Origin of the sequence: Streptomyces sp. 7N604, from assembly GCF_052245475.1 — a bacterium.
Taxonomy (GTDB): Bacteria; Actinomycetota; Actinomycetes; order Streptomycetales; family Streptomycetaceae; genus Streptomyces.
Genome location: NZ_JBQQBX010000013.1, coordinates 186,588 through 211,987 on the forward strand (window position 1 = coordinate 186,588; position 25,400 = coordinate 211,987).

A 25,400-nucleotide genomic window follows, 5' to 3' on the forward strand; every position below is an offset into this window, starting at 1 on the left:
GGCCGGCCCGGCTCGCCTCGCCTCGCCTCGCGCTAGGTTGCCGTAATCCCGGCCGCCGGATTCACTCCACGGTCACCGACTTGGCCAGGTTGCGCGGCTTGTCGATGTCGCGGCCGAGGGCCAGCGCCGAGTGGTAGGCGAGGAGTTGAAGCGGGATGCCCATGAGGATCGGGTCCAGCTCGACCTCGTTCTTCGGCACCACAATCGTGTCGTCGGCCTTCTCCTGCTCCTGGTGGGCCACCGCCAGGATCCGGCCGCTGCGGGCCTTGATCTCCTCCAGCGTGGCGCGGTTCTTCTCCAGCAGGTCGTCGTCCGGCACGATCGCGACGGTCGGCACCGCCGGCTCGATCAGCGCGAGCGGCCCGTGCTTCAGCTCCGAGGCGGGGTACGCCTCCGCGTGCACATACGACACTTCCTTGAGCTTCAGGGAGGCCTCCCGGGCGACCGGGTAGCCGCGGACCCGGCCGACGAACATCATGCTCTTGGCGTCCGCGTACTCCGCCGCCAGCTTCTTGATCTCCTCCTCGCCGCGCAGGACCTCGGCGATCTGCTCCGGCAGCCTGCGCAGGCCCGCGATGATCCGCTTGCCGTCGGCGACGGACAGGTCGCGGATCCGCCCGAGGTGCAGGGCCAGCAGCGCGAAGGCGACGGCCGTGTTGGTGAAGCACTTGGTGGAGACCACGCAGACCTCCGGGCCCGCGTGCACGTACACCCCGCCGTCCGTCTCGCGCGCGATGGCGCTGCCGACGACGTTCACCACGCCCAGGACCCGGGCGCCCTTGCGTTTCAGCTCCTGAACGGCGGCGAGTGTGTCGTATGTCTCACCGGACTGGCTGACCGCGATGTAGAGCGTGTCCGGGTCGACGACCGCGTTGCGGTAGCGGAACTCGCTCGCGGGCTCCGCGTCCGCCGGGATACGGGCCAGCTCCTCGATCATCTGGGCGCCGATCTGGCCCGCGTGGTAGGCGGAGCCGCAGCCGAGGATCTTCACCCGGCGCACGCCGCGCGCCTCGCGGGCGTCGAGGTTGAGCCCGCCCAGGCGGACGGTGGAGAAGCGGTCGTCGATCCGGCCACGCAGCACCCGGTCCACGGCGTCGGCCTGCTCGCTGATCTCCTTGTGCATATACGTGTCGTGGCCGCCCATGTCGTACGACTCGGCCTCCCACTCCACGGTGGTCGGCGAGGCGGAGGTGCGGCTGCCCTCGGTGGTGTACGTGCGGTAGTCGTCGGCCTTGAGGGTGGCCATCTCGCCGTCGTCCAGGGTGACGACCTGGCGGGTGTGGCTGACCAGCGCGGCCACGTCGGAGGAGACGAACATCTCGTGCTCACCGATGCCCAGCACCACGGGCGAGCCGTTGCGGGCGACGACGATCCGGTCGGCGAAGTCGGCGTGCAGTACGGCGATGCCGTACGTGCCCTCGATCAGGCGCAGAGCCTGGCGGACCTTGTCCTCCAGCTTGTCGCCCTGGGAGCGGCCGATGAGGTGGGCGAGGATCTCGGTGTCGGTCTCGGAGGCGAACTCGACGCCGTCGGCGGCGAGCTTGGCGCGCAGCTCGTCGGCGTTGTCGATGATGCCGTTGTGGACGACCGCGACCTTGCCTTCGGCGTCCAGGTGGGGGTGGGCGTTGGCGTCGGTCGGGGCGCCGTGGGTGGCCCAGCGGGTGTGGGCGATGCCCGTGGTGCCCGCGAAGCGCTTGGGGAGGCGGGCCTCCAGCTCGCGGACGCGGCCCTTGGCCTTGGCGGTCTTCAGGCCGCCGGACTTGCCGTGGATCGCGATACCGGCGGAGTCGTAGCCGCGGTACTCCAGGCGCTGGAGTCCCTCCAGCAGCAGCGGAGCAACGTCTCGTTTGCCGATATATCCGACGATCCCGCACATAGAGTCCAATTCCTTACGTGTTGTCTGCAGTTCCGGTGCTCGGCCGGCGGTCAGCCGTAGACGATGCGGCGCAGCTGCCGCAGCGAGAGCTCGGGCGGGGCGACCGCCCGGCGGGGCAGCTCGTGCGTGATCCGCTCGAAGACGTCCGCGTTGCTCAGCCCTCTGGACTGCAGCTCGCGGTGGCGGCGCCGGACGAACTCCTCCGTCGTCTCGTCGAAGTACGCCAGCACGTCCAGCACCACCCGGGCAGCCTCGCCGCGCTGCAGCGGCGTGGAGCGGACCAGGTGGTCGACGAGGTCCTCGTGGGACGTGGGGCGATCGAGCACCCGTTGATATTGCGGTGTCGCGGAGAGATTCGCAAGATTCCTGCCCGGAATCGGGCAGGAAGGCGGCCAAACCAGTCCGCCGCGTTGTGGGCATGAGCCAAGTGGTCTATACCCTTGACCCGGTGCGGGGCTCGCGGTACCCATGTGACCGACCGGTCGCTCCACCCCTCCCCCACGGCCTGAACGGCATGGGGGTACCCCCGTCGCCCCCACCGCAGGGTCGCCCCGTCGAAGGGAACCTCGTGAGACGACTGCCCAAGCTGCTCTGTTCCCTCCTCCTCGTCGCCTCCGGCGCCCCGGACACCCGGTCCGTCACCCCCCTCGGCCAGATCGTGCCCGCCCCCGCCTCCGTACGGCCCGGCGGCGAGCCCTACGTGATCAGCGCGCGGACCGTCATCCGCGTGCCGGGCCAGTCGCGCGAGGCGCGGAAGGCCCGTACGGCGGCCGAGCAGCTCGCGGGCGTGCTGCGGCCGTCCACCGGCTACCGCCTGCCCGTCACCACGCGCGGCGGTCGTGACGGCATCGTCCTGAAGCTCGGCGGCGACCGCGGACTCGGCGCCGAGGGCTACCGCCTCGACTCCTCCCGCGCCTCGGTCACCATCATCGCCCCCAAGGCCGCGGGGCTCTTCTACGGCCTCCAGACGCTGCGGCAGCTGCTGCCCGCATCCGTCGAGAAGGCGGAGCGGCAGCCGGGTCCGTGGAAGGTCGCGGGCGGCACGATCACCGACGAGCCCCGCTTCGCCTACCGCGGCGCGATGCTCGACGTCTCCCGGCACTTCTTCACGGTCGAGCAAGTCAAGCGCTACATCGACCAGATGACGCTCTACAAGATCAACACGCTGCATCTGCACCTGTCGGACGACCAGGGCTGGCGGATCGCCGTCGACTCCTGGCCGCGGCTCGCCACGTACGGCGGCAGCACCCAGGTCGGCGGCGGCCCGGGCGGCTACTACACCAAGGACGACTACCGCGAGATCCTGCGGTACGCCGCGGACCGGCAGTTGGAGGTCGTGCCCGAGATCGACATGCCGGGGCACACCAACGCGGCCCTCGCCTCGTACGCCGAGCTGAACTGCAACGGCGTGGCCCCGCCGCTCTACACCGGCACAGACGTCGGCTTCAGCTCGCTGTGCGTGCCCAAGGACGTGACGTACGACTTCATCGACGACGTGGTGCGCGAGCTGGCCGAGCTGACGCCGGGGCGCTACCTCCACATCGGCGGCGACGAGGCGCACTCGACCAGCCACGAGGACTACGTCGCCTTCATGGACAAGGCGCAGGCCGTCGTCGGGAAGTACGGCAAGACCGTCGTCGGCTGGCACCAGCTCACCGGCGCGAAGCCGGTGAAGGGCGCGGTCGCCCAGTACTGGGGCACGGCCGGGACCGAGCAGGAGGTCGTGGACGCGGCCAAGGCCGGGACGAAGCTCGTCCTCTCGCCCGCCAACCGCATCTACCTCGACATGAAGTACAACGAGAACACCCCGCTCGGCCTCAGCTGGGCGGGCTATGTCGAGGTCCGGCAGTCCTACGACTGGGACCCGGGTGCGTACATCAAGGACACGCCGTCCTCCGCGATCCTGGGCGTCGAGGGGCCGCTGTGGTCGGAGACCCTCTCGACCAGCGACCACATCGAGTTCATGGCCTTCCCGCGGCTCCCGGGTGTCGCGGAGCTGGGCTGGGCACCGCCGTCGGCGCACGACTGGGAGTCGTACCGGACCCGTCTGGCGGCCCAGGGCCCGCGCTGGGAGGCGCTCGGCATCGACTACTACCGCTCACCGCAGGTGCCCTGGCCCGGTAAGTGAGGCAGCGAGGCTGTGAGTCGGAGGCGGGCGCCCAGGGGGACCGTACCCCGGGGCGCCCGCCCCTCTCAGTGACGCGCGAAGCGCGCGATCGGGTTCCGCAGGGTGCCGACGAGCTGGACGGCCCCCGCCGGGTCCTCGAGGTCGACCATCTGCTGGTTGTCGCGCAGCTGCAGCCGGTTGAGGCAGGACAGCCCGAACTCCTCCGCGAACAGGTCGTACCGCTCGAAGCGTTCGGCCAGCTCGGGGCGGGACTCCTGGTAGTCGTGGACGCAGTCGGCGACGGTCCGCCAGAAGGCGTCCTCGCCGAGGATCCCCTCCGAGTCGAGGATCCCGTTCAGGAAGCGGAAGAAGCAGTCGAAGACATCCGTGAAGATCGACAGCGTTTTGAGATCCTCGGGCACGTCCGCGCGGACCCGCTGGACCGCCGGGGGCAGGACCGCGTCCGGGTCCATGACCGCGATCTCCTCGGCGATGTCCTTGAAGACGGCCCGGCGCGGTACGCCCTGCTCGTCGAGGACGAGGATGACGTTCTCGCCGTGCGGCATGAACACCAGCTCGTACGCGTAGAAGCAGTGCAGCAGCGGCGTGAGATACGCGTCGAGGTAGCGGCGCAGCCAGTCCGCGGGTTCCAGGCCCGACCGGGCGATCAGCGCGGCCGCGAAGGAGCCGCCGTCCCGGTCGGTATGGAGCAGCGAGGCCATGGTCGCCGGCCGCTCACCCGGCTCCAGGGCAGGGACCGGGCTCTCCCGCCAGAGCGCGGCGAGCATCTTGCGGTACGGGGAGCCCTTGGCGGTGGCCGACTCGTACTGCGCGTGGTGGTAGCCGACGGCGGCGCGCTCCCGGATGATCGACAGGCCCGTGCGGGACAGCACCTCGTCGCGCGCGATGAGCCCGGCGAGCCAGTCGTTGATGGCGGGCGTCGCCTCCATGTAGGCGGCGGACAGGCCCCGCATGAAGCCCATGTTCAGCACGGACAGGGCCGTCTTCACGTAGTGCTTGGACGGGTCGCTGGTGTTGAAGAAGGTGCGGATCGACTGCTGCGGCAGATACGCGTCGTCGCCGTGCCCCAGGCAGATCAGCCGGCGCTGGGCGATCTCGGCGGCAAAGGTCACCGACAGCTTGTTCCACCACTGCCAGGGGTGGACGGGGATGAGGTGGAAGTCGGCGAGATCCAGGCCGAGTCCGCGCAGGACGACCGAGAACCGGCGGAGCGTCTCCTCGCCCAGCTCGGAGCGGATGAGCAGGTCGTAGTCCAGGTCGGCGCCGCAGGTGAAGGTGGAGCGGGCGCGGCTCGCGGCCAGCCAGATCAGCCGGACGGGGTTGGCGGCCTCGGGGGCGTACGAGCGGTACTCGTCGGAGCCGAAGCCGAGCCGCCCGTTGTTGGCGACGAAGCAGGGGTGGCCCTCCGTCATCCCGGTCTCGATCGCCTGGAACCCGGCTTTGGTCAGCTCGGCCGCGGTGACCGGCTGCTTGGCGAGTTTGAACGCGGTGCCCGCCAGCGTCGAGCTGATCTCCTCCAGGTAGACGGGGAGGATCTGCTCGGTCAGGCCGAGCGCGCCGCGCAGCTCGGTGAAGAAGTCGAGGGCGTCGAGCGGGAGTTCACGGCCTGCGCGGTGGCGGGTGATGCTCGCCGGGTCGATCTGCCAGTGGTCGAGGGCCAGGATGCGGGCGGCGAACCAGTACTCGACGCTCCCGTCGTCGCTGCGGACCGCGTAGCGGCTGAAGTCCCCGTCCCTGTCCCCGTCGCCGTCGCCGGGCCCGGGCAGCGGCACGGGCGCGAGCAGCCGCTCGTGGGAGAACTCGGCGAGGGCCTTGCGTACGAGGAGGCGGCCGGCCTGTGCCCAGAGCTCGGGCGTCAGGTGGGCGACGGCTTTGGCCGGTGCGGATGTGGTCATCGTATGGCTCCTCGGGCGGCCAGGAACTGCTCGCGGGTGCAGACGCTGAGCAGTGCGTCCTTCTCGGGCTTCGCGATCGTCCCGACCGGCCGGAAGCCCATGGCCTCGTTGAGCCGGTGGATGGCCGTGTTCCGTACGTCGGGCTCGACGACGACGCGCCGGACCGACGGGTCGGAGAACAGCAGGTCCATCACGGTGGTGATCACGGCGAGGGTGAAGCCGGGCAGCGGGGTGCCGGTCGGTGCCGTCAGGAAGTGCATGCCGATATCGCCGGGCCGGGCGGGGTGGAGCCCCTTCAGCTCGACGTGGGCCGGGTCGTAGCGCTCCACGAGGAAGGCGGGGCGGCCCTCGTGCAGCCCGACGAAGGCGTCGTGGTAATCGGAGGCGGCGATGGACGCGTACTCCCGCTCGACGTCGGCGAGCCCGGCGTCCTGCATCAGCCAGAAGGCGGCCTTGGGGTGGGTGACCCAGCCGTGCAGCAGTGGGGCGTCGGCGGCGGGGTCCACGGGCCGCAGGGCGAGCTGGCCGAGTACGGCGTCGTTACGGCTGAAGACGATCTCGGTCATGCGGGGGAGACCTCCAGTGGCCGTGCCGGTGCTTCCCCGGGCCGCGGCTGCTCCGCGGGGACCCCGAACTCCTGGAAGGCGATGGCCTTCTCGACCGGGTAGTACTCGCGGCCCAGCAGCTCGCGGATGATGCTGGAGTTGCGGTACGCGGCCATGCCCAGGTCGGGGGCCACGAAGCCGTGCGTGTGCAGCTCGGCGTTCTGCACGTAGATGCCGCGTCCCGTGACGTCGATGCTGTAGTTGCGGCGTACGTCGAAGCGGCCCGACTCGTCCCGGACGATGCGGTCGGTGACCGGGGCGAGGAAGGCCGGGACCTGGTGGCGGTAGCCGGTGGCCAGCACCAGTCCCTGGGTGCGCAGCTCGAAGTCCCGGCCTTGTTCCTCCTGGCGCAGCCGGAGCGTGTACGTGCGGCTGCCCTCCTCGTACGCGGCCTCCGTCAGCGCGGTGTTGGTCATCAGGCGGGTCGGGACGGTTTTGCCGCGGCGGCTCTTCATGTAGAGCAGGTCGAAGATCTCGTCGATTAGCTCGGAGTTGATGCCCTTGTAGAGGTTCTTCTGCGAGGCCACGAGCCGGTCGCGGGTGCGCGTGGGCAGCGCGTGGAAGTAGTCCACGTACTCCGGTGAGGTCATCTCCAGTGTCAGCTTGGTGTACTCGAGCGGGAAGAAGCGGGGTGAACGGGTGACCCAGGTGAGCTCGTAACCGAAGCGGTCGATGTCCTGGAGCAGGTCGTGGTAGACCTCGGCCGCGCTCTGCCCGCTGCCGACGACCGTGATGCTGTCCTTGGACTGCAGCGCGTCCCTGCTGTGCAGATAGCGGGAGTTGTGGAGGAAGTCCCCGCCGAGTCCGCGGCAGGCGTCGGGTATGTACGGCGGGGTGCCGGTGCCCAGGACGAGGCGCCGGCCGCGGTCGGTGTGCCGCTCGCCGGTCGCGAGTTCCACGGAGTGGACCGCGTAGACCTCCTGGGCCTCCTCGTACGTGACCTCCGTGACCTGCCGGCCGAAGCGGATGGCCCCGGAGAGCCTGGCGGCGGCCCAGCGGCAGTAGTCGTTGAACTCCGACCGGAGCGGATAGAAGCTCTCGCGGATGTAGAACGAGTAGAGCCGCCCGGATTCCTTCAGGTAGTTGAGGAAGGAGTACGGGGAGGTGGGGTCGGCAAGGGTGACCAGGTCCGACATGAACGGGGTCTGGAGCGTACTGCCTTCCAGCAGCATCCCGGAGTGCCAGTCGAAGTCGGGCTTGCTCTCCAGGAAGAGGCCGTCGAGCCCGTCGATCGGGTCGGTCAGGCAGGCGAGCCCGAGATTGAACGGGCCGAGCCCGATGGCGATGAAGTCGTGGGGGGCGGACATGCGAATCTCCTGTCCGTTGGGGGTCGTGGAAGCCGGGGGCCTCCGGCCTGGGTTATCCGGCCTGGGCGGCGAGCTGCGGCGCGGCGTGCCGTGAGAGGTACGCGCGGGCGTGCCGGTCGATGAGATCGAGGACGCACGCGATATCGCTCACCGAGGTCTGCGGGTTGAGCAGGGTGAACTTCAGATAGTGGGCGCCGTCGACCGTGGTACCGGCGACGACCGCCTCGCCGGAGGCGAACAGCGCCTCGCGCGCGTACAGGTTGACCGCGTCGGTGAGCGCCGTGCCAGCTGTGCCTGCCGTGCCCGCCGTGCCCGCTGTGCCTGCCGTGCCCGGCGGGAGATAGCGGAAGACGAGGGTGGACAGCTGGGGCTCGGTGACGACCTCGAAGCGCGGGTCCTCGTCCAGCAGCTTCCAGCCTTCCGCTGCGAGGTCGACGACGGCGTCGAACAGCCCGCCCACCGCCTCCGCGCCCATGACGCGCAGCGTCATCCACAGCTTGAGGGCGTCGAAGCGGCGGGTGGTCTGGATGCTCTTGTCGACCTGGTTGGGAATCTGCTCCTCGGCCATGCGGGCCGGGTTGAGGTAGTCGGCGTGGTAGGTCGCATGCCGCAGGGTGGCCTGGTCACGGACCAGGACCGCGCTCGAACTGACCGGCTGGAAGAAGGACTTGTGATAGTCCACGGTCACGGAGTCGGCCCGCTCGATGCCGTCGAGGAGATGCCGTCTGCGGGACACCAGCAGCCCGCAGCCGTACGCCGCGTCGACGTGCATCCACGTGCGGTAGCGCTCGCACAGGGCGGCGATCTCGGGCAACGGGTCGATGCTGCCGAAGTCGGTGGTGCCCGCGGTGGCGACGACGGCCATCGGAGCCAGGTCCTGGCGGCGGCAGCGGTCGAGTTCCCGGGCCAGTGCGGCGGGCCGCATCCGCCGCTGCCGGTCGACGGGCACCGGGATGACGGCCTCGTAGCCGAGTCCGAGCAGCGCCGCCGACTTGGCGACGGAGAAGTGGCTGCACTCGGAGGCGAGGATGCGCAGCCGGGGCAGGATCTCGGCCTTGCGCGGCGCCTTCCGCGCGTTCTTGCCGACGATGCGGCAGGTCTCGTCGCGGGCCAGCAGCAGGGCGTGGAAGTTGGACTGGGTGCCACCGCTGGTGAAGACGCCGTCGGCGGCCGTGCCGAGGCCGATGCGGTCGGCGGTCCAGCGGATGAGGCGGCGCTCGATCAGGGTGCCGCCGACGCTCTGGTCCCAGGTGTCGAGGGAGGAGTTGACGGCCGAGAGCACGGCCTCGCCGAGGACTGCGGGGATCACCACCGGGCAGTTGAGGTGCCCGAGGTAGCGGGGGTGATGGAAGTAGACGGCGTCGCGGAGATAGACGCGCTCGAGTTCGTCGAGTGCGGCGGCCGGGTCGTGCAGCGGCCGGTCCAGGTCGACGCCGGAGATCACGGGGGAGAGCTCGTGCGGGGCGATTCCGGTGAACGGCCGGGTGGTTCCGGCGAGTCTGGCCGCCACCCGCTCGACGCCTTCGGCGACGGAGCGCCGGTAGCGCCCGGCCGTCTCGCCGTTGAGCAGGTACGAGGTGGGGGGTGCGGGGGTGGGTGCCGGTGCGGGTGCGGGGGCCGCCGGTGCGGGGGCGGCCGGCGACGACTCCTCGGCGGCGCGCGCGAGGAAAGACATGAACTGTCCTCCTGGGTAGGGGACTTCGGAACTTAGGTTAGCCTAACCTAAGTTAGACGGGGCGGCGTCCGGGTCGCCCGAGTCCCGGCCGTCCCGGGGTCAATCGTCAGTGGACGCACCGGATATGACCTCCTGGCGGAGGTCCTCCTCACTGGCGCCGCGGCGCCAGTAGCCGACGAAGGTGACGGCCCTGCGGTTGAACCCTCGCTCTCCCACGAGGTGGCGGCGCAGAGCGCGTACGGTCCCGGACTCGCCCGCGATCCAGGCGTACGGGGTGCCCGGCGGCAACTCGGCAGCCCGTACGGCGTCGAGGGCGCGCCCGGCGGGCTGCTTACCGGCCGCCACCGTTGTGCCTGTTGTTCCGGCCGTTTTCTCCCGGACCAGCCACGTGACTTCGGCCTTGGCTCTGGTCGGCAGCTCCCGGCGGTCCGCGGCGTACGGGACCTCGATCCACACCTTCGCCGGAGTGCCCGGTGGCAGCCACTCGAGGATGGCCGCGGCGGCGGGCAGGGCCGTCTCGTCGGCGGCGATGAGCACCCAGTCGGTGTTCTCGGGCGGGCGGAAACGGACGGCGGTGTTGTCCTCGACGGCCGGGCCGAGGACGATGACGCGGTCGCCGGGCCGGGCCCGGCCGGCCCACCGCGAGGCCGGTCCGTCCGCCGCCGCGCTGCCTGATGCGGGGGTGTCTGATGCTGGGGCGCCTGATGCCGCGCCACCTGATGTGGCGCCTGATGCCGCGCCACCTGATGTGGCATCTGATGCCGCGCCACCTGATGTGGCGCCTGATGCCGTGCCGCCCGAAGCGGGGGCTCCGTGGAGTACGAACTCGATGTCCATCTCGTCCGGTTCGCGGCGCTGCTCGCGCACGGTGTACGAGCGCATGACCCCCCGTACCCCCGGGTCCATCGCCCGCCACCGGGCGAACCACGCGTCGCCCGCCTCGATGGGCACAAGGGGAGCGTCCTGGCCCGGGTGCGGCAGGAACAGCGAAAGACTCTGGTCGCGGCCGCCCGCGGAGAAGTCCTTCAACTGCTCACCGCCGAAGGTGACCCGGACCATTGAGGGGCTGATGCGCTCGGTTCTGACCACTTCCAGCTCGAAGAAGCGGAACGGGGTCGGGGCCTGGGGGGCGGCGGCGTTGGCGGCGGTGGGCATGGGGGTTCCCTTCGCGGCGGCGGTTCCTGTCGTGTCCGGCTCCGGCTCAGCTGACCTTCTTGGCATCCCGGATGACCTTGGCGAGGTCCTCGAGGATCGGGGCGCAGGCGGCGTACGAGAAGATGGGCTCGGTGACCCGCGGGACCACCTGGCCGGCCTTGACCGCGGGCAGCTTGTTCCAGGTCGGCTTGGACGTGAGCGCCTCGGGCTGCAGGGCCGAGGTCCGGTTGTCGAGCAGGATCACGTCGGCCTCGTACCTGTCGGCGTTCTCCCAGCTGAGGCTCTCGAAGAAGCCTTGCTTGTCGGGCTTGTCGGGGACGACGACGTCGACGCCGAGCTCCTTGAAGTAGCGCAGGTCGGCCGAGGGGGCGGGGGTGGAGACGTAGAACAGGTCGGCGCTGCCGGAGCCCGCGAGGACCTTGATCCCGGGATTGGATTCGGCGGCCTCGCGGACCGCGGCCGCGGCCCTCTCGAAACGGGCCCTGGCGTCCGTGACCTTCTTGGCCCTGAGGTCGGCGCCCAGGGACTCGGCGAGTTCGGCGTGGCGGCGCAGCGGCTCAGGGAGGGAGGCGTGGGCGACCATCAGGCCGACGCTCGGCGCGAGCTTGAGGATCTTGTCCTTGCTCTCCTCCGGGACGTACCAGAGGGCGTCCTTGATGAACATGCTGCTGACGAGCAACTCAGGACTCAAGGCCGCGTACTTCTCGACATTGAACTTACCGAAGGTGTTGCCGAGGCTCGTGAGTTTGCCGATGTCGAGGCTGCCCGCCTGGACGTCGGGCTTGCCGTCCTTGGTCCTGGTCGGGCCGAAGACGCCCTTGACCTCGATGCCGTAGTCGTGGAGCGCGGCGGCCGTGCCGGTGAAGGCCACGATGTTCCTCGGGGTGCTGTCCGTCCTGACCGTGGTGCCGCGGTCGTCCTTGAAGGTCCACGGGCCGGACGTGCCGGACGAGGTGCCGGAGCCGGAGGAGTCGCCGCTGCCGCAGGCGGTGAGCAGGGCGCCGAGGCCAAGCGCACCGCCCGCGGTGAGGAGGGAGCGACGGGAGAGTTGGGGGGCTCGGGCGTGAGGCATGACGGTTCCGCTTTCCTGGTACGAGTGGTTCCTGGGCGGGGTCAGAAGTTAGGTTAACCTAACCTAATAACCTGTCCAGGAGGCCCTCGTACCGGCCTCACGCCGAGCCCGGGGTCAGGCGGCTCCCAGGCCCAACTCGCGGGCGATCAGCATGCGCTGGACCTCGCTCGTGCCCTCGCCGATCTCGAGGATCTTCGAGTCCCGCCACATCCGGGCCACCGGGTACTCGTTCATGAACCCGTAGCCGCCGTGGATCTGGGTGGCCTCGCGGGCATTGGTCACCGCGATCTCGGAGGAGTAGAGCTTGGCGAGCGCCGCCTCCTTCTTGAACGGCTCGCCGTGCACCAGCCGGGAGGCGGCGTCGCGCCATGCGATGCGGGCCGTGTGGGCGCGCATCTCCATGTCGGCCAGCTTGAACTGGATCGCCTGGTTGTCGCCGATCGGCCGCCCGAAGGCCTGACGGGTCTTCGCATAGGCCACCGATTCGTCGACACAGCCCTGGGCCAGTCCCGTGGCCAGCGCGGAGATCGCGATCCGGCCCTCGTCGAGGATCCGCAGGAACTGGGCGTAGCCCCGGCCCTTCTCGCCGAGCAGGTTGGCGGCCGGGACCCGGCAGTCGGAGAAGGACAGTTCGCGGGTGTCCGAGGCGTTCCAGCCGACCTTCGAGTACGGCGGCGCCACCCCGAAGCCGGGCGTGCCGGACGGGACGATGATCGAGGAGATTTCGGGGCTGCCATCGGCCTTCCGGCTGGTGACCGCGGTGACCGTGACCAGCCCGGTGATGTCCGTGCCGGAGTTGGTGATGAAGGACTTGGTGCCGTTGATCACCCACTCGCCGGTGGACTCGTCGAGCCGCGCGGTGGTGCGGGTGCCGCCCGCGTCCGAGCCGCACTCGGGCTCGGTCAGCCCGAACGCGCCCAGGATCTCGCCCGAGCACAGCCGCGGCAGCCACGTACGCTTCTGCTCCTCCGTGCCGAAGCGGTGGATGGGCATGGCGCCGAGCGAGACACCGGCCTCCAGGGTGATGGCCACCGAGGAGTCCACCCGGGCCAGCTCCTCCAGGGCCAGGCCGAGGGCGAGATAGTCGCCGCCCATCCCGCCGTACTCCTCGGGGAAGGGCAGGCCGAACAGGCCCATCCGGCCCATCTCGCGGACGATCTCGTAGGGGAACTCGTGGTTCTCGTAGAACTCCCCGATCTTCGGGGCGACGACGTCGTGGGCGAACTCCTCCACCGTGCGGCGGAGTTCCTCATGCTCGGGTGAGAGCCGGTGGTCGATCGACATGGCGGTCAGCGCTCCTGGTGGGAGGTGGTGCCGGAGAGGGCACGGACGGTGCGGGACGGGCTGGGTCGGCCCAGGTGAGCGGCCATCCACACGCTGGTGGCGGTGAGACGGCCGAGATCGACCCCGGTCTCGATGCCGAGGCCGTGCAGCATCCATACGAGGTCTTCTGTGGCGAGGTTTCCGGTGGCGCTCTTCGCGTACGGGCATCCGCCCAGGCCGCCCGCGGAGGCGTCGACGGTGGTGACGCCGTGCTGGAGGGCGGCGAGGGTGTTGGCGAGCGCCTGGCCGTAGGTGTCGTGGAAGTGCACGGCGAGGCGATCGGAGTGGATGCCGGCCTCGCCCAGCACGGAGAGCAGTTCGAGGACGTGACCGGGCGTGGCCACGCCGATGGTGTCGCCGAGGCTGAGCTCGTCGCAGCCCATGTCCATGAGGCTGCGGCAGACCCGTGCGACCTGGGCGATCGGCACGGCGCCCTCCCAGGGGTCGCCGAAGCACATCGACACATAGCCGCGCACGCGCACGCCCGACCCGCGTGCGTCGGCGACCACCGGGGCGAACATGGCGAGTGACTCGTCCACGGTGCGGTTGAGGTTGGCCTTGGCGAACGACTCCGTCGCGCTGGCGAAGACCGCGATCTCGCGCACGCCGAAGGTGAGGGCACGACGCAGCCCGCGCTCGTTCGGCACCAGCACCGGCAGCCGGGCCGGTACGTCCTCGAGCATCGGCATCAGCTGCTCGGCGTCGGCGAGTTGGGGCACCCACTGGGGGCGTACGAAGCTGGTCGCCTCGATGGTGGAGAGGCCCGCGTCGGCCAGCCGCCGGATGAAGTCGGCCTTCACCTCGGCCGGGACGACCATCCTCTCGTTCTGCAGGCCGTCCCTGGGGCCCACTTCGTGGATACGGACCCGGGCCGGAAGGCCCGGCGCCGGCACCTCCATGGGCAGCCCCTCGGCCGGTCCGCCGACCAGTCCCTCGGTCATGACTCGCCCTCCTGCTCGCGCTGGGAGTCCTGCTCTTGCCGGGAGTCCTGCTCGCGCTGGGTTTCGTACGGCGCGACCACGGCGAGCACCTGGTCCATGGCGACTGTGGTGCCGGGGGACACATCGAGTTCCGTGACCGTGCCGGCGTGCGGGGCGGAGATGACGTGCTCCATCTTCATCGCCTCGACGACGAGCAGGCTCTGACCGGCGGTGACCTCGTCCCCGACGGCGGCCTTCACGACGGTGACGGTGCCGGGCATCGGCGCGGTCAGCGCGTCCACGCCGTGCGGTCCTGCCGCGCCGCGCAGCGCCGCTTCGACCGGGTCGTGGTCCTGGACGTGCCAGCTGTCGCCGTCCCTGCCGAGCCAGGTGCCCTCCGGGCCGGGCGGTGCGACGAAGGCGTGGGTGACGCCGCCCCACTCCAGCAGCACGCGCGCGGGGGCGGCGACGGAGTCGTTCGCTGCGCCCTGGCCCGGCGCCGCCGTGGCCGCGAGGAGCCGTGCGGCCACGGGCTCGCCGTCACCCACCCGCACCTCGGCGCCCGCGACACCGCCGCGCACCCGCACGGTCACGGGCTCCTGCCCGGGCACCCGCAGATGGTGCACGGTCCAGGCGGCCTCGCCGCCGAGCCGCCACCCGCTGGGGACGGAGAAAGGGTCGACCCAGGCGGCGGGACTACTCCCGGACCCTGCGGCAACTGATGCCGCGTGCCGAGCTGGGGCCAAATCCCCAGCACCGGGCCGCGCCAGGCCTGTGGCTGCAGGGGCTGGAGTACCTGGCACCGACGTGGAGGCCGGTCCGGTGGCCGCCCTCCCGGCGGTTCCCCCGGAACCGGCGGCGACTCCGGCCTCGCCGGTCACAGCCGTGCGCAGTCCGCCCGGCCCCGGCCGGAGGCCACCCGGCTCGAGCCCCGCCTGGCGGAGCAGGGCCGCCGCCCCGTACACCTCGTCCGGAATGCCCAGCGGTACCAGTGTCCCCGCGTCGCGGTCGACCAGGCCCGTGTCCACGTCGCCCGACTGCACTGCCGGGTGGGCCAGCAGGCGACGCAGGAAGCCGGTGTTCGTCTCGACGCCCAGGACGGCCGTGCCGCCCAGGGCCGTGCTCAGGCGGCGCAGAGCCGTGGCGCGGTCGGGCCCGTGGGCGATCACCTTGGCGAGCATCGGGTCGTACGAGGTGCCGACCTCGGTTCCGGCGGAGAGGCCGGAGTCCACCCGCACGCCCTCGCCCCCCGGTTCGCGCAACGCCCGGACCGTGCCCGCGGACGGCAGGAAGTCCACACGATCGCCGGACACGCGCGCGGTCTCCGCGCAGATGCGGGCCTCCACCGCATGGCCGGTGAGCCGGATGTCCTCCTGCGCGAGCGCCAGCCGCTCGCCCGCCGCGATCCGCACCTGCCACTCGACCAGGTCCAGGCCCGTGACGAGCTCGGTGACCGGGTGCTCCACCTGGAGGCGGGTGTTCATCTCCATGAAGTAGTAGGCGGAGACGGGGTGTTCGGAGGGTGTCTCTCCGATGGGCACAGTGCTGCCGGGCACGATGAACTCCACCGTGCCCGCGCCCGCGTACCCGCAGGAGCGCGCCGCCTGGACCGCGGCCTCACCCATGGCCTTGCGCGTCGCCTCGTCGAGAAGCGGTGAGGGCGCCTCCTCGATGATCTTCTGGTGGCGGCGCTGGAGGGAGCACTCGCGCTCGCCGAGGTGGATCGCATGGCCGAACCCGTCGGCCAGCACCTGGATTTCGATATGGCGCGGGCGGTCGACCCACCGCTCCACCAGCAGCGTGTCGTCGCCGAAGGAGCCGCGCGCCTCGCGCCGCGCCGCCGCGATCTCGTCGGCGAGCAGCGCCTCGGCCCGGACGAGCCGCATGCCCTTGCCACCGCCGCCCGCCGACGGCTTGAGCAGCACCGGCATCCCGATCTCCCGGGCGGCCGACGCGAGTTCGGCGTCGGACAGCCCGCTGCCCGAGGAGCCCGGCACGACCGGCACCCCGGCCGCCTGTACGGTCTCCTTGGCGCGGATCTTGTCGCCCATGAGCTCGATCGCCGCGGCCGGCGGCCCGATGAAGGTGAGCCCGGCATCCGCGCAGGCCCGCGCGAACGCGGCGTTCTCGGCGAGGAAGCCGTAGCCCGGGTGCACCGCCTGGGCGCCGGTACGGGCAGCGGCCTCCAGCAGCCGCTCCGCCGAGAGATAACTCTGCGCCGCGGACGCCGGGCCGATCCGGACCGCGGTGTCCGCCTCCCGTACATGCCGCGCGTCGGCGTCGGCGTCGCTGAAGACGGCGATCGAGCGGATGCCCATCCTCCGGAGCGTGCGGATGACCCGGACCGCGATCTCGCCGCGGTTGGCGACCAGCACTGCGTCGAACATCGAAGTCATCGAAGCCACCGAAGCCATCCCCCTCACATCCGGAAGACGCCGTAGCCCGGCGTCGCAGGGTCCTTGACCGGCAGCGGCGCGTTCGCGCACGCCGTGAGCGCGAGCCCCAGCACGGTCCGGGTCTCCAGCGGGTCGATGACCCCGTCGTCCCACAGCCGCGCCGTCGCGTAGTACGCGTTGCCCTGGCGCTCGTACTGCTCGCGGATCGGGTCCCGGAAGGCCTCCTCGTCCTCCGCGCTCCACTCCTCGCCGCGGGCCTCCAGCTGGTCCCGCTTGACGGTCGCCAGCACCGCCGCGGCCTGCTCGCCGCCCATCACCGAGATCTTGGCGTTCGGCCACATCCACAGGAAGCGCGGCGAGTACGCCCGCCCGCACATCGAGTAGTTGCCCGCGCCGTACGAACCCCCGACGACCACTGTCAGCTTAGGCACGCGCGTGCAGGCCACGGCCGTGACCATCTTCGCGCCGTGCTTGGCGATGCCGCCCGCCTCGTACTGCCGCCCCACCATGAAGCCCGAGATGTTTTGCAGGAACAGCAGCGGGATGCCCCGCTGGTCGCACAGCTCGATGAAGTGGGCGCCCTTCTGGGCCGATTCGGAGAACAGGATTCCGTTGTTGGCCACGATCCCCACCGGGTGGCCGTGAATCCGGGCGAAGCCCGTGACCAGGGTCGTGCCGAACTCGGCCTTGAACTCCGCGAACCGCGAGCCGTCCGCGATCCGCGCGATCACCTCGCGCACGTCGTACGGCGTCCGCGAGTCCACCGGCACCGCGCCGTAGAGCCCCGCAGGATCGTGCTTCGGCTCCTCGGCGGGCTGCACCGACCAGGGCAGCGGACCGCGCTCCGGAAGCGTCGACACGATGGTCCGCACGATCCGCAGCGCGTGCCCGTCGTCCTCCGCGAGGTGGTCGGTGACCCCTGAGGTGCGCGCGTGCACCTCGCCGCCGCCCAGCTCCTCCGCGGTCACCACCTCGCCCGTCGCCGCCTTCACCAGCGGCGGCCCGCCGAGGAAGATGGTGCCCTGCTCGCGCACGATCACCGCCTCGTCGCTCATCGCCGGTACGTAAGCCCCGCCGGCCGTGCAGGAGCCGAGGACCGCCGCGATCTGCGGGACGCCCGCGCCCGACATCCGGGCCTGGTTGTAGAAGATCCGGCCGAAGTGCTCGCGATCCGGGAAGACCTCGTCCTGCATGGGCAGGAAGGCGCCGCCGGAGTCCACCAGGTACAGGCACGGCAGCCGGTTCTCCAGCGCCACCTCCTGGGCCCTGAGGTGCTTCTTCACCGTCATCGGGTAGTACGTGCCGCCCTTGACCGTGGCGTCGTTGGCCACGATCACCACCTCGCGGCCCGAGACCCGGCCGATGCCAGCGATCACGCCGGCCGCCGGGGCCTGCCCGCCGTACATCCCCTCGGCCGCCAGCGGTGCCAGCTCCAGGAACGGCGAACCGGGGTCGAGGAGGGCGTCCACCCGGTCCCGGGGCAGCAGTTTGCCGCGCGCGGTGTGCCGCGCCCGCGCCTTCTCGCCGCCGCCGAGCCGCGCCGCCGTGAGCTTCTCGCGCAGCCGTTCCGCGAGCTCGCGGTGCGCCGCCTCGTTGGCTCGCCACGCGCCTGACGCCGGGTCCGCGGCGCTCTCCAGCACTGGTGCCTGCTGCATCTCCTCGAGCCCCCTTGCCCGGTGGATGTGTCGTCCGCGGCCGCCTCCGGTGGAGGTGCCTGCCACAGAAGTGCCCTGCCGCCCTGTGTTAATGAGCGTTAACGCGTTGCCTCCAGGTTAACGAGCGCTAACGCGGCTGTCTAGAATGAATTCCCATGAGCACGAACGCTGCCGCCAGGACCGCGGCCCCGACCCGCCGTGACCAGATCCTCAGGGAGGCCGCCCGCCTCTTCGCCGAGCGTGGCTTCCACGGCGTCGGCGTCGACGAGATAGGTGCCGCCGTCGGCATCAGCGGCCCCGGCCTCTACCGGCACTTCGCGGGCAAGGACGCGATGCTCGCCGAGCTGCTCGTCGGCATCAGCGGCCGTCTGCTCGCGGGCGGCAAGCGGCGCGTCGCCGAGATCCCCGGCCCGCCCGAGGACGTACTCGACTCGCTCATCGAGGGCCACATCGACTTCGCCCTCGACGACCGCCCACTGATCACTCTCCACGATCGCGAGCTGGACCGCCTCCGGGAGAGCGACCGCAAGCTGGTGCGCCAGCTCCAGCGGCAGTACGTCGAGCTGTGGGTCGACATCGTGCGCCGGCTCTATCCGGAGCTGTCCGAGACCGACGCGCGGGCCGCCGTCCACGCCGTCTTCGGACTGCTCAACTCCACCCCTCATCTGGGCCGTCCCGGCGCCCTCCCCGGCCGTGCGGCCACCGCCTCCCTCCTCCACCGCCTCGCCCGCGGCGCCTTCGCGGCCGCGGGCGACGCTGGACAGATTCGCTGACCGCCCGGTAACTTTCGCTGAGCAAGCGCTTAGATAGCAGCTCGGCGACGACACCGCTCGCCGAGCCCGGCGAGTACGAGGAGGCGTGCGGATGCGGCGCACGGTGTTCAACGAGGACCACGAGGCGTTCCGGGAGACCGTCCGCGCCTTCATCGAGGCCGAGGTCGTGCCGGTGTACGACGAGTGGTTCGCCGCGGGCCAGGCGCCGCGCGACTTCTATTACAAGCTCGGCGAGCTGGGCATATTCGGCATCAACGTCGCCGAGGAGTTCGGCGGCGCGGGCCTGGACACGCACAAGTTCGAGGCCGTGCTCTACGAGGAGACCTCGCGTGCGGGTGTGAACTTCGGCGGCTCCGGCGTGCACGTGCTGCTCGCCCTGCCGTACATCAAGATGCTGGCCACCGACGAGCAGAAGAAGCGCTATCTGCCGAAGTTCGTCACCGGCGAGGAGATGTGGGCGCTGGCGATGACCGAGCCCGGCACCGGCTCGGACCTCGCGGGCATGAAGACCACCGCCAAGCTCTCCGAGGACGGCACCCACTACGTCCTCAACGGCTCCAAGACCTTCATCACCGGCGGCGTCCACGCCGACCGCGTGATCGTGTGCGCCCGCACGTCGGCTCCCCGCGAGGACGACCGCCGCTTCGGCATCTCCCTGTTCGCGGTGGACACCAAGTCGGAGGGCTACTCCATCGGCCGCAAGCTGGACAAGCTCGGCCTGCGCACCTCCGACACCGCCGAGCTGGCCTTCGTCGACGTCAAGGTCCCGCTCGAGGACCTGCTCGGCGAGGAGAACAAGGGCTTCTACTACCTCGGACAGAACCTGCCCTCGGAGCGCTGGGGCATCGCGTTCGGCGCGTACGCGCAGGCCAAGGCCGCCGTCCGGTTCGCCCAGGAGTACGTGCAGGAGCGCACGGTCTTCGGCAAGTCGGTCGCGTCCTTCCAGAACACCAAGTTCGAGCTGGCCGCCTGCCAGTCCGAGGTGGACGCTGCCGAAGCCGTTGCCGACCGCGCCCTGGAGGCCCTGGACGCGGGCGAGCTGACCGCCGCCGAGGCCGCCTCCGCGAAGCTCTTCTGCACCGAGGTCGCCCACCGCGTCATCGACCGGTGCCTCCAGCTGCACGGCGGCTACGGCTACATGAACGAGTACCCGATCGCCCGCCTGTACGCGGACAACCGCGTCAACCGCATCTACGGCGGCACCAGCGAGGTCATGAGGTCCATCATCGCCAAGTCGATGGGGCTGTAAAGCGACCTGGCCACGGTCCCGTAACACGGACCTGCCAGACTGTTGACCGATGAACGAATCACTGCAATCGCTCCTCGATCTGCTCGACCTCGAGCGGATCGAGGAGAACATATTCCGGGGCGACTCCCGCGCCGCCGTCGTCCCCCGCGTCTTCGGCGGCCAGGTCGCCGCCCAGGCCCTGGTCGCCGCGGGCCGCACCGTCCCCGAGGACCGTACGGCGCACTCCCTGCACGCCTACTTCCTGCGGCCCGGCGACCCCGGCGCGCCGATCGTCTACACGGTCGACCGGATCCGCGACGGCCGGTCCTTCACCACCCGCCGCGTCGTCGCCGTGCAGCACGGTCAGCCGATCTTCGGCCTCTCCGCGTCCTTCCAGACGTACGAGGAGGGGCTCGAGCACCAGGCCTCCATGCCGTACGCGCCCGACCCCGAGACGCTGCCGACGGCCGCGGAGATGCTGCCGCGGCACGCGCACTTCTTCCGTGACCCAGGCGTCGTCGAGCGCCTGCTGGAGGCGCGTGCCGCGGTCGATCTGCGGTACGTCGAGGAGCCGCCGTACGCCACCGCCGCGCAGGGGCCGCGCGAGCCCCGCTCCCAGGTGTGGTTCCGGACCAACGGCAAGCTCGCGGACGACCCGCTGCTGCACGTCTGCCTCGCCACGTACGTGTCCGACATGACGCTGCTGGACTCGGTGCTGCTGGCCCACGGGCGCGGCGGCTGGGCGGTGGGCGACGTCGTGGGTGCGAGCCTGGACCACGCCATGTGGTTCCACCGCCCGTTCCGGGCCGATGAATGGCTGCTCTACGACCAGGAGAGCCCCTCCGCCTCCGGGGGCCGCGGGCTCGGGCAGGCGCGGATCTACACCAGCGACGGGCGGCTTGCGATCACCGTCATCCAGGAGGGCGTGATCCGGGTCCCGCGGACGTAAGCCCCCGCGGGCAGGCCCGCGGGAGCACGCGCGGGGCAGCACGCGTGCGTGAGCACGCCCGTAAGGCACGCGCGCGTGAGCCGGGTATCAGGGCTGGGCCGTGAGGCCCGCCGCGTCGATCAGGTACGCGGTGAGCGGGTCGTAGAAGCGCGGGTCGACCACGTGGTCGTCCAGCGGGACGGTGACGGCCACCGTGCCCTCGGCCTCGCCGATGAACAGCGCCGGGTCGTTGCAGTCCGCGAAGCCCACCGCGTCGATGCCGCGCTGCCCCGCGCACCCCGTCCAGCCGTGGTCGGCGACCACCAGGTCCGGCCGCGGCCGCCCCTCGCGCTCGAGCCCGTCCAGGATCGCGGCCATCGGCTCGGGGGAGTGGGTGTGCCACAGCGTGGCGCCCCGCTCCAGCACCGCGACGTCGCAGAACTGGAAGACGTAGCCCTCGTCCGCCCGCAGCCCCGGCGGGATCACCATGATCTCGCAGCCAGCCGCCCGCAGCGCGGCCGCGACGGAGCGGTGGACGTCCAGCAGACCGCCCGGGTGCCCGGTCGCGAACAGCACCCGCTGACCGCCCTCGGCCGCCTTGCGCAGCACCGTCGCCATCCGGTCCAGGGCGTCGGCCGTCAGCTCCGGGTCGATCGTGTCCTGCCCCGTGCGGTGCTCCGGATCGTCGACCACGCCGCACCGCTCCGCCATCACGGCGAGCACGTCCTGCTCGTCCGTCCACCGGTCGCCCAGCTCCAGGCCGAGCCAGTAGTGCCGGTCGCCGTTCGCGAGCTTGCGGTAGTGGGAGAGGTTGTTGTCACGGGGCGTGGCGACGTCGCCCGCGATGCGCGTACGGACGAGGTGCTTGATCAGTTCTGTGCGACTGGGGACCGGACTGGGTATCGGCATGGACTCATTGTGTCGTGTACCGGTAGGCGATGGACGCTGTGTCCAAATAGCGGGGCCCGCCCGTCGGGAACGTACATGTGCGGAATCCATCGCCCCTCCTACCCTCGGACCCGTACCGATGACCCCGCACCGCCGAGAGGCAGCAGTCGCATGAGCACCCAGCCCCGTGGCCCCGTCGACTCGTCCCGCACCCCGCGCTACGCGGGACCCGCGACCTTCGCGCGGCTGCCGCGGCTCGACGAGGTCGGCACCGCGGACGTCGCCGTCGTCGGCGTTCCCTTCGACACCGGGGTCTCCTACCGTCCGGGCGCCCGCTTCGGCGGCAACGCGATCCGCGAGGCCTCGCGCCTGCTGCGCCCGTACAACCCGGCCCAGGACGCCTCCCCCTTCGCGCTCGCGCAGGTCGCCGACGCCGGTGACATCGCGGCGAACCCGTTCAACATCAACGAGGCGGTCGAGACGATCGAGGGCGCCGCGGACGAGCTGCTCGGCACCGGCGCCCGGCTGATGACCCTCGGCGGCGACCACACCATCGCCCTGCCGCTGCTGCGCTCCATCGCCCGCAAGCACGGGCCGGTCGCGCTGCTCCACTTCGACGCGCACCTGGACACCTGGGACACCTACTTCGGCGCCGAGTACACCCACGGCACGCCCTTCCGGCGGGCCGTGGAGGAGGGCATCCTCGACACCTCCGCGCTCTCCCACGTCGGCACCCGCGGTCCGCTCTACGGCAAGCAGGACCTCGACGACGACGAGAAGATGGGCTTCGGCATCGTCACCTCCGCCGACGTCATGCGGCGCGGCGTCGACGAGGTGGCCGACCAGCTCCGGCAGCGGATCGGCGACCGGCCGCTCTACGTCTCGATCGACATCGACGTCCTCGACCCGGCGCACGCGCCGGGTCGAGGACGTCACCGGCACCCCGGAGGCGGGCGGCCTCACCTCCCGCGAGCTGCTCGAGATCCTGCGCGGGCTGGCCTCCTGCAACCTGGTCTCGGCCGACGTCGTCGAGGTCGCCCCGGCGTACGACCACGCGGAGATCACGTCGGTGGCCGCGTCCCACACCGCGTACGAGCTGACGACGATCATGTCGCGGCAGATCGCGGCGGCGAAGGCCTGAGCAGGGCCGCGTCCGTTCGCACTGCTGAAACAAAACCGGCCACTACCGGTGTTCTCGATCGTGGCGCCCCGGTACCCGTGGCGCCGCGGGAGCATGGACGGCGGAGGGGCGAAACCGGTGGGTGCGAGAGGCGAGAGCGGCAGAAGCAGCGGCGACGGCGGCGAGCGGCAGGCGGGCTGGGCGCGGCGGATGACCGGGTATGCCTGGCGCTACCGCCGCCACGTCCTGCTCGCCCTCGGCGCCTCGCTCGCGGGCATGGCCATCATGGCCGTCGTCCCGCTGGTCACCCGGCTGATCATCGACGACGTCGTCATCGCCCGCACCCGCGATCTCGCCCCCTGGGCGGCCCTGCTTGTCCTCGCCGCCGCCGTCGTCTACGTCCTCACCTACATCCGCCGCTTCTACGGCGGCCGGCTCGCCCTCGACGTCCAGCACGACCTGCGGACCGAGATGTACGGGTCGATCGCCCGGCTCGACGGCAAGCGGCAGGACGAGCTGAGCACGGGACAGGTCGTCGGCCGCGCCACCAGCGACCTCCAGCTCATCCAGGGCCTGCTCTTCATGCTGCCGATGCTCATCGGCAACGTGCTGCTCTTCCTCATCTCCCTCGCCGTGATGGTCTGGCTGTCGCCGCTGCTCACCGTCGTCGCGCTGGCCATCGCCCCCGCCCTCTGGTTCCTCGCGCAGCGCAGCCGCAAGCGGCTGTTCCCCGCCACCTGGTACGCCCAGGGGCAGGCGGCGGCCGTGGCGGGCGTCGTGGACGGGGCCGTCACCGGCGTACGCGTGGTCAAGGGCTTCGGGCAGGAGGAGCAGGAGACCGGCAAGCTGCGCGAGGTCGGCAGGCGGCTCTTCGCGGGGCGGCTGCGGACCGTACGCCTCAACTCCCGCTACACCCCCGCCCTGCAGGCCGTGCCCGCGCTCGGCCAGGTCGCGATGCTCGCGCTCGGCGGCTGGATGGCCACCCGCGGGCAGATCAGCCTCGGCACCTTTGTCGCTTTCTCGACCTACCTCGCCCAGCTCGTCGGCCCGGTCCGGTTGCTGACGATGGTCCTCACGGTCGGGCAGCAGGCGCGGGCGGGCGTCGAGCGGGTCCTGGAACTCATCGACACCGAGCCGCTGATCGAGGAGCGTGCGGACGCGCACGAGCTGCCCGAGGATGCCGCAGCGACCGTCGAGTTCGACTCCGTCACCTTCGGCTACGACCCGGAGCGGCCGGTCCTCGAGGACTTCTCGCTGCGGATCGAGCCCGGCGAGACCGTCGCCGTCGTCGGCACCTCCGGCAGCGGCAAGTCCACCGTCTCGCTGCTGCTGCCGCGGTTCTACGACGTGACGGGCGGCGCGGTACGCGTCGGCGGCCACGACGTGCGGGATCTCACGCTCGACTCGCTGCGCGCCGCCATCGGGCTCGTACCGGAGGACAGCTTCCTCTTCTCGGACACGGTCCGCGCCAACATCGCGTACGGGCAGCCGGATGCCACGGACGAGCAGATCCGCGCCGCTGCGCGGGCCGCCCAGGCCGACGGCTTCGTCTCCGAGCTGCCCGACGGCTACGACACGACGGTCGGCGAGCAGGGCCTCACGCTCTCCGGTGGCCAGCGCCAGCGGATCGCCCTGGCCCGGGCGATCCTCACCGACCCGCGGCTGCTGCTCCTGGACGACGCCACCTCGGCGGTCGACGCGCGCGTGGAGCACGAGATCCACGAGGCGCTGCGGGGTGTGATGGCGGGCCGTACGACCCTGCTGACCGCCCACCGGCGCTCCACCCTCACGCTCGCCGACCGCATCGCCGTCCTGGACGGCGGACGGCTCGTCGACGCGGGCACGCACGAGGAGCTCCAGAAGCGGTGTCCGCTCTACCGCAGACTGCTGACGGACCCGGACGAGCTGGGGGATGTCGAGCGCGATCCGGCGGGCGCCGTGGCCGGCGCCGCCGGGCGCCTCGCCGGCGGGGCCGCTGCCGCCGGGGCGGATGGTGCCGATGGCGCTGCCGGGCGGGGAGCGCCGGCCCTGGCCGGGGGTTTCGGTGGTGAGGCGTCCGCCACGGGGCTTGTCGAGCCGGAGCTCGACGGCGTCGAGCAGGACGGGGGTGGCGTCAAGCGGCCGCGCGACGCGGCGGATCACCCCGGAGCGCCTGTCGGCGGCGGGCGTTTCGGTGGCGAGGGGACAGACGACACGGGCGGCTTGGCGGACCGTATCCCGGACGCTGCCGGGGGGTTCGGGGGCGAAGCGTCCGCCACGGGGCTGGTCGAGCCGGAGCTCGATGGCCTGGACCGTGACCGGGGCGACCCGCCGCGGCCGCCCAACGCGGCGGGTCTCCCCTGGGCATCGGCCGCCGGGCCGGCCGAGCCGGAGGCCGACGACGGCGAACGGCGCGACGAGGGCAGCAACGGCACCCCACCGGGTGCAGTGGGGGGCCGAAACCGGGCATCGGCCCT

18 protein-coding genes and 1 pseudogene are annotated in these 25,400 nt (G+C 71.4%); 6 read left to right on the forward strand and 13 right to left on the reverse strand.

Going from position 1 to position 25,400, the window contains the following annotated elements; all coding sequences use genetic code 11:
* Window positions 1–61: 61 nt before the first annotated feature.
* A complete protein-coding gene (glmS, locus tag ACTWP8_RS16550) occupies window positions 62–1,876 on the reverse strand; it encodes a glutamine--fructose-6-phosphate transaminase (isomerizing) (RefSeq protein WP_443322918.1) in 1,815 nt (604 codons plus the stop codon).
* Window positions 1,877–1,926: 50 nt separating this feature from the next.
* Window positions 1,927–2,202, reverse strand: a complete 276-nt coding sequence (locus tag ACTWP8_RS16555) for a hypothetical protein (RefSeq protein WP_443322919.1) — start codon at window positions 2,200–2,202, stop codon at window positions 1,927–1,929.
* Between the two features lie 188 nt (window positions 2,203–2,390).
* Here ACTWP8_RS16555 and ACTWP8_RS16560 point away from each other — a divergent pair, with 188 nt between their 5' ends.
* Window positions 2,391–4,004 (forward strand): beta-N-acetylhexosaminidase, encoded by a 1,614-nt coding sequence (locus ACTWP8_RS16560; RefSeq protein ID WP_443322920.1) that lies wholly within the window; start codon window positions 2,391–2,393, stop codon window positions 4,002–4,004.
* 65 nt (window positions 4,005–4,069) lie between these two features.
* Here ACTWP8_RS16560 and ACTWP8_RS16565 read toward each other — a convergent pair whose 3' ends face one another.
* From ACTWP8_RS16565 to ACTWP8_RS16610, 10 genes are all read right to left on the reverse strand, one after another.
* Window positions 4,070–5,899 (reverse strand): IucA/IucC family protein, encoded by a 1,830-nt coding sequence (locus ACTWP8_RS16565; protein ID WP_443322921.1) that lies wholly within the window; start codon window positions 5,897–5,899, stop codon window positions 4,070–4,072.
* Window positions 5,896–6,465, reverse strand: coding sequence for a GNAT family N-acetyltransferase (locus tag ACTWP8_RS16570; protein ID WP_443322922.1), 570 nt, complete (start codon window positions 6,463–6,465; stop codon window positions 5,896–5,898). The genes ACTWP8_RS16565 and ACTWP8_RS16570 overlap by 4 nt, the downstream gene beginning before the upstream one ends.
* Complete coding sequence (locus ACTWP8_RS16575; protein ID WP_443322923.1) at window positions 6,462–7,811, reverse strand: lysine N(6)-hydroxylase/L-ornithine N(5)-oxygenase family protein; 1,350 nt, start codon at window positions 7,809–7,811, stop codon at window positions 6,462–6,464. The genes ACTWP8_RS16570 and ACTWP8_RS16575 overlap by 4 nt, the downstream gene beginning before the upstream one ends.
* A 52-nt stretch (window positions 7,812–7,863) precedes the next feature.
* Window positions 7,864–9,486 (reverse strand): pyridoxal phosphate-dependent decarboxylase family protein, encoded by a 1,623-nt coding sequence (locus tag ACTWP8_RS16580; RefSeq protein WP_443322924.1) that lies wholly within the window; start codon window positions 9,484–9,486, stop codon window positions 7,864–7,866.
* 99 nt (window positions 9,487–9,585) lie between these two features.
* Window positions 9,586–10,641, reverse strand: coding sequence for an SIP domain-containing protein (locus tag ACTWP8_RS16585; protein WP_443322925.1), 1,056 nt, complete (start codon window positions 10,639–10,641; stop codon window positions 9,586–9,588).
* 46 nt (window positions 10,642–10,687) lie between these two features.
* On the reverse strand, window positions 10,688–11,713 hold the full coding sequence (locus ACTWP8_RS16590) for an ABC transporter substrate-binding protein (RefSeq protein WP_443322926.1): 1,026 nt from the start codon (window positions 11,711–11,713) through the stop codon (window positions 10,688–10,690).
* A gap of 114 nt (window positions 11,714–11,827) precedes the next feature.
* The gene (locus ACTWP8_RS16595) at window positions 11,828–12,997 is read right to left on the reverse strand and encodes an acyl-CoA dehydrogenase family protein (RefSeq protein ID WP_443322927.1); all 1,170 of its coding nucleotides are present in this window, start codon (window positions 12,995–12,997) and stop codon (window positions 11,828–11,830) included.
* Window positions 12,998–13,002: 5 nt separating this feature from the next.
* Window positions 13,003–13,977 carry a hydroxymethylglutaryl-CoA lyase gene (locus ACTWP8_RS16600; RefSeq protein ID WP_443322928.1) on the reverse strand — a complete coding sequence of 325 codons (975 nt, stop codon included), beginning with the start codon at window positions 13,975–13,977 and terminating at the stop codon, window positions 13,003–13,005.
* Entirely contained in the window at window positions 13,974–16,343 is a 2,370-nt protein-coding gene (locus tag ACTWP8_RS16605) for an acetyl/propionyl/methylcrotonyl-CoA carboxylase subunit alpha (RefSeq protein ID WP_443322929.1), read from the reverse strand. Before ACTWP8_RS16605 ends, ACTWP8_RS16600 begins: the two co-directional genes overlap by 4 nt.
* A gap of 32 nt (window positions 16,344–16,375) precedes the next feature.
* Entirely contained in the window at window positions 16,376–18,007 is a 1,632-nt protein-coding gene (locus tag ACTWP8_RS16610) for a carboxyl transferase domain-containing protein (RefSeq protein ID WP_443322930.1), read from the reverse strand.
* 155 nt (window positions 18,008–18,162) lie between these two features.
* On the opposite strand from ACTWP8_RS16610, the gene ACTWP8_RS16615 reads away from it, so the two are divergent.
* The 3 genes from ACTWP8_RS16615 to tesB all read left to right on the forward strand — a co-directional run bounded on the left by ACTWP8_RS16615 (window position 18,163) and on the right by tesB (window position 20,957).
* Window positions 18,163–18,780, forward strand: coding sequence for an SACE_7040 family transcriptional regulator (locus ACTWP8_RS16615; protein ID WP_443322931.1), 618 nt, complete (start codon window positions 18,163–18,165; stop codon window positions 18,778–18,780).
* A gap of 91 nt (window positions 18,781–18,871) precedes the next feature.
* Window positions 18,872–20,029 carry an acyl-CoA dehydrogenase family protein gene (locus ACTWP8_RS16620; protein WP_443319400.1) on the forward strand — a complete coding sequence of 386 codons (1,158 nt, stop codon included), beginning with the start codon at window positions 18,872–18,874 and terminating at the stop codon, window positions 20,027–20,029.
* 49 nt (window positions 20,030–20,078) lie between these two features.
* Window positions 20,079–20,957, forward strand: coding sequence for an acyl-CoA thioesterase II (gene tesB, locus ACTWP8_RS16625; RefSeq protein ID WP_443319401.1), 879 nt, complete (start codon window positions 20,079–20,081; stop codon window positions 20,955–20,957).
* Window positions 20,958–21,044: 87 nt separating this feature from the next.
* Here the strand turns inward: tesB and ACTWP8_RS16630 are convergent, their stop codons facing one another.
* Complete coding sequence (locus tag ACTWP8_RS16630) at window positions 21,045–21,845, reverse strand: phosphatase (protein ID WP_443322932.1); 801 nt, start codon at window positions 21,843–21,845, stop codon at window positions 21,045–21,047.
* Window positions 21,846–21,995: 150 nt separating this feature from the next.
* Between ACTWP8_RS16630 and speB the strand changes: the two are divergent.
* A pseudogene (gene speB / locus ACTWP8_RS16635) lies at window positions 21,996–22,965 on the forward strand (agmatinase).
* A gap of 189 nt (window positions 22,966–23,154) precedes the next feature.
* On the forward strand, window positions 23,155–25,400 hold a 2,246-nt coding region (locus tag ACTWP8_RS16640), incomplete at its 3' end, for an ABC transporter transmembrane domain-containing protein (RefSeq protein ID WP_443322943.1).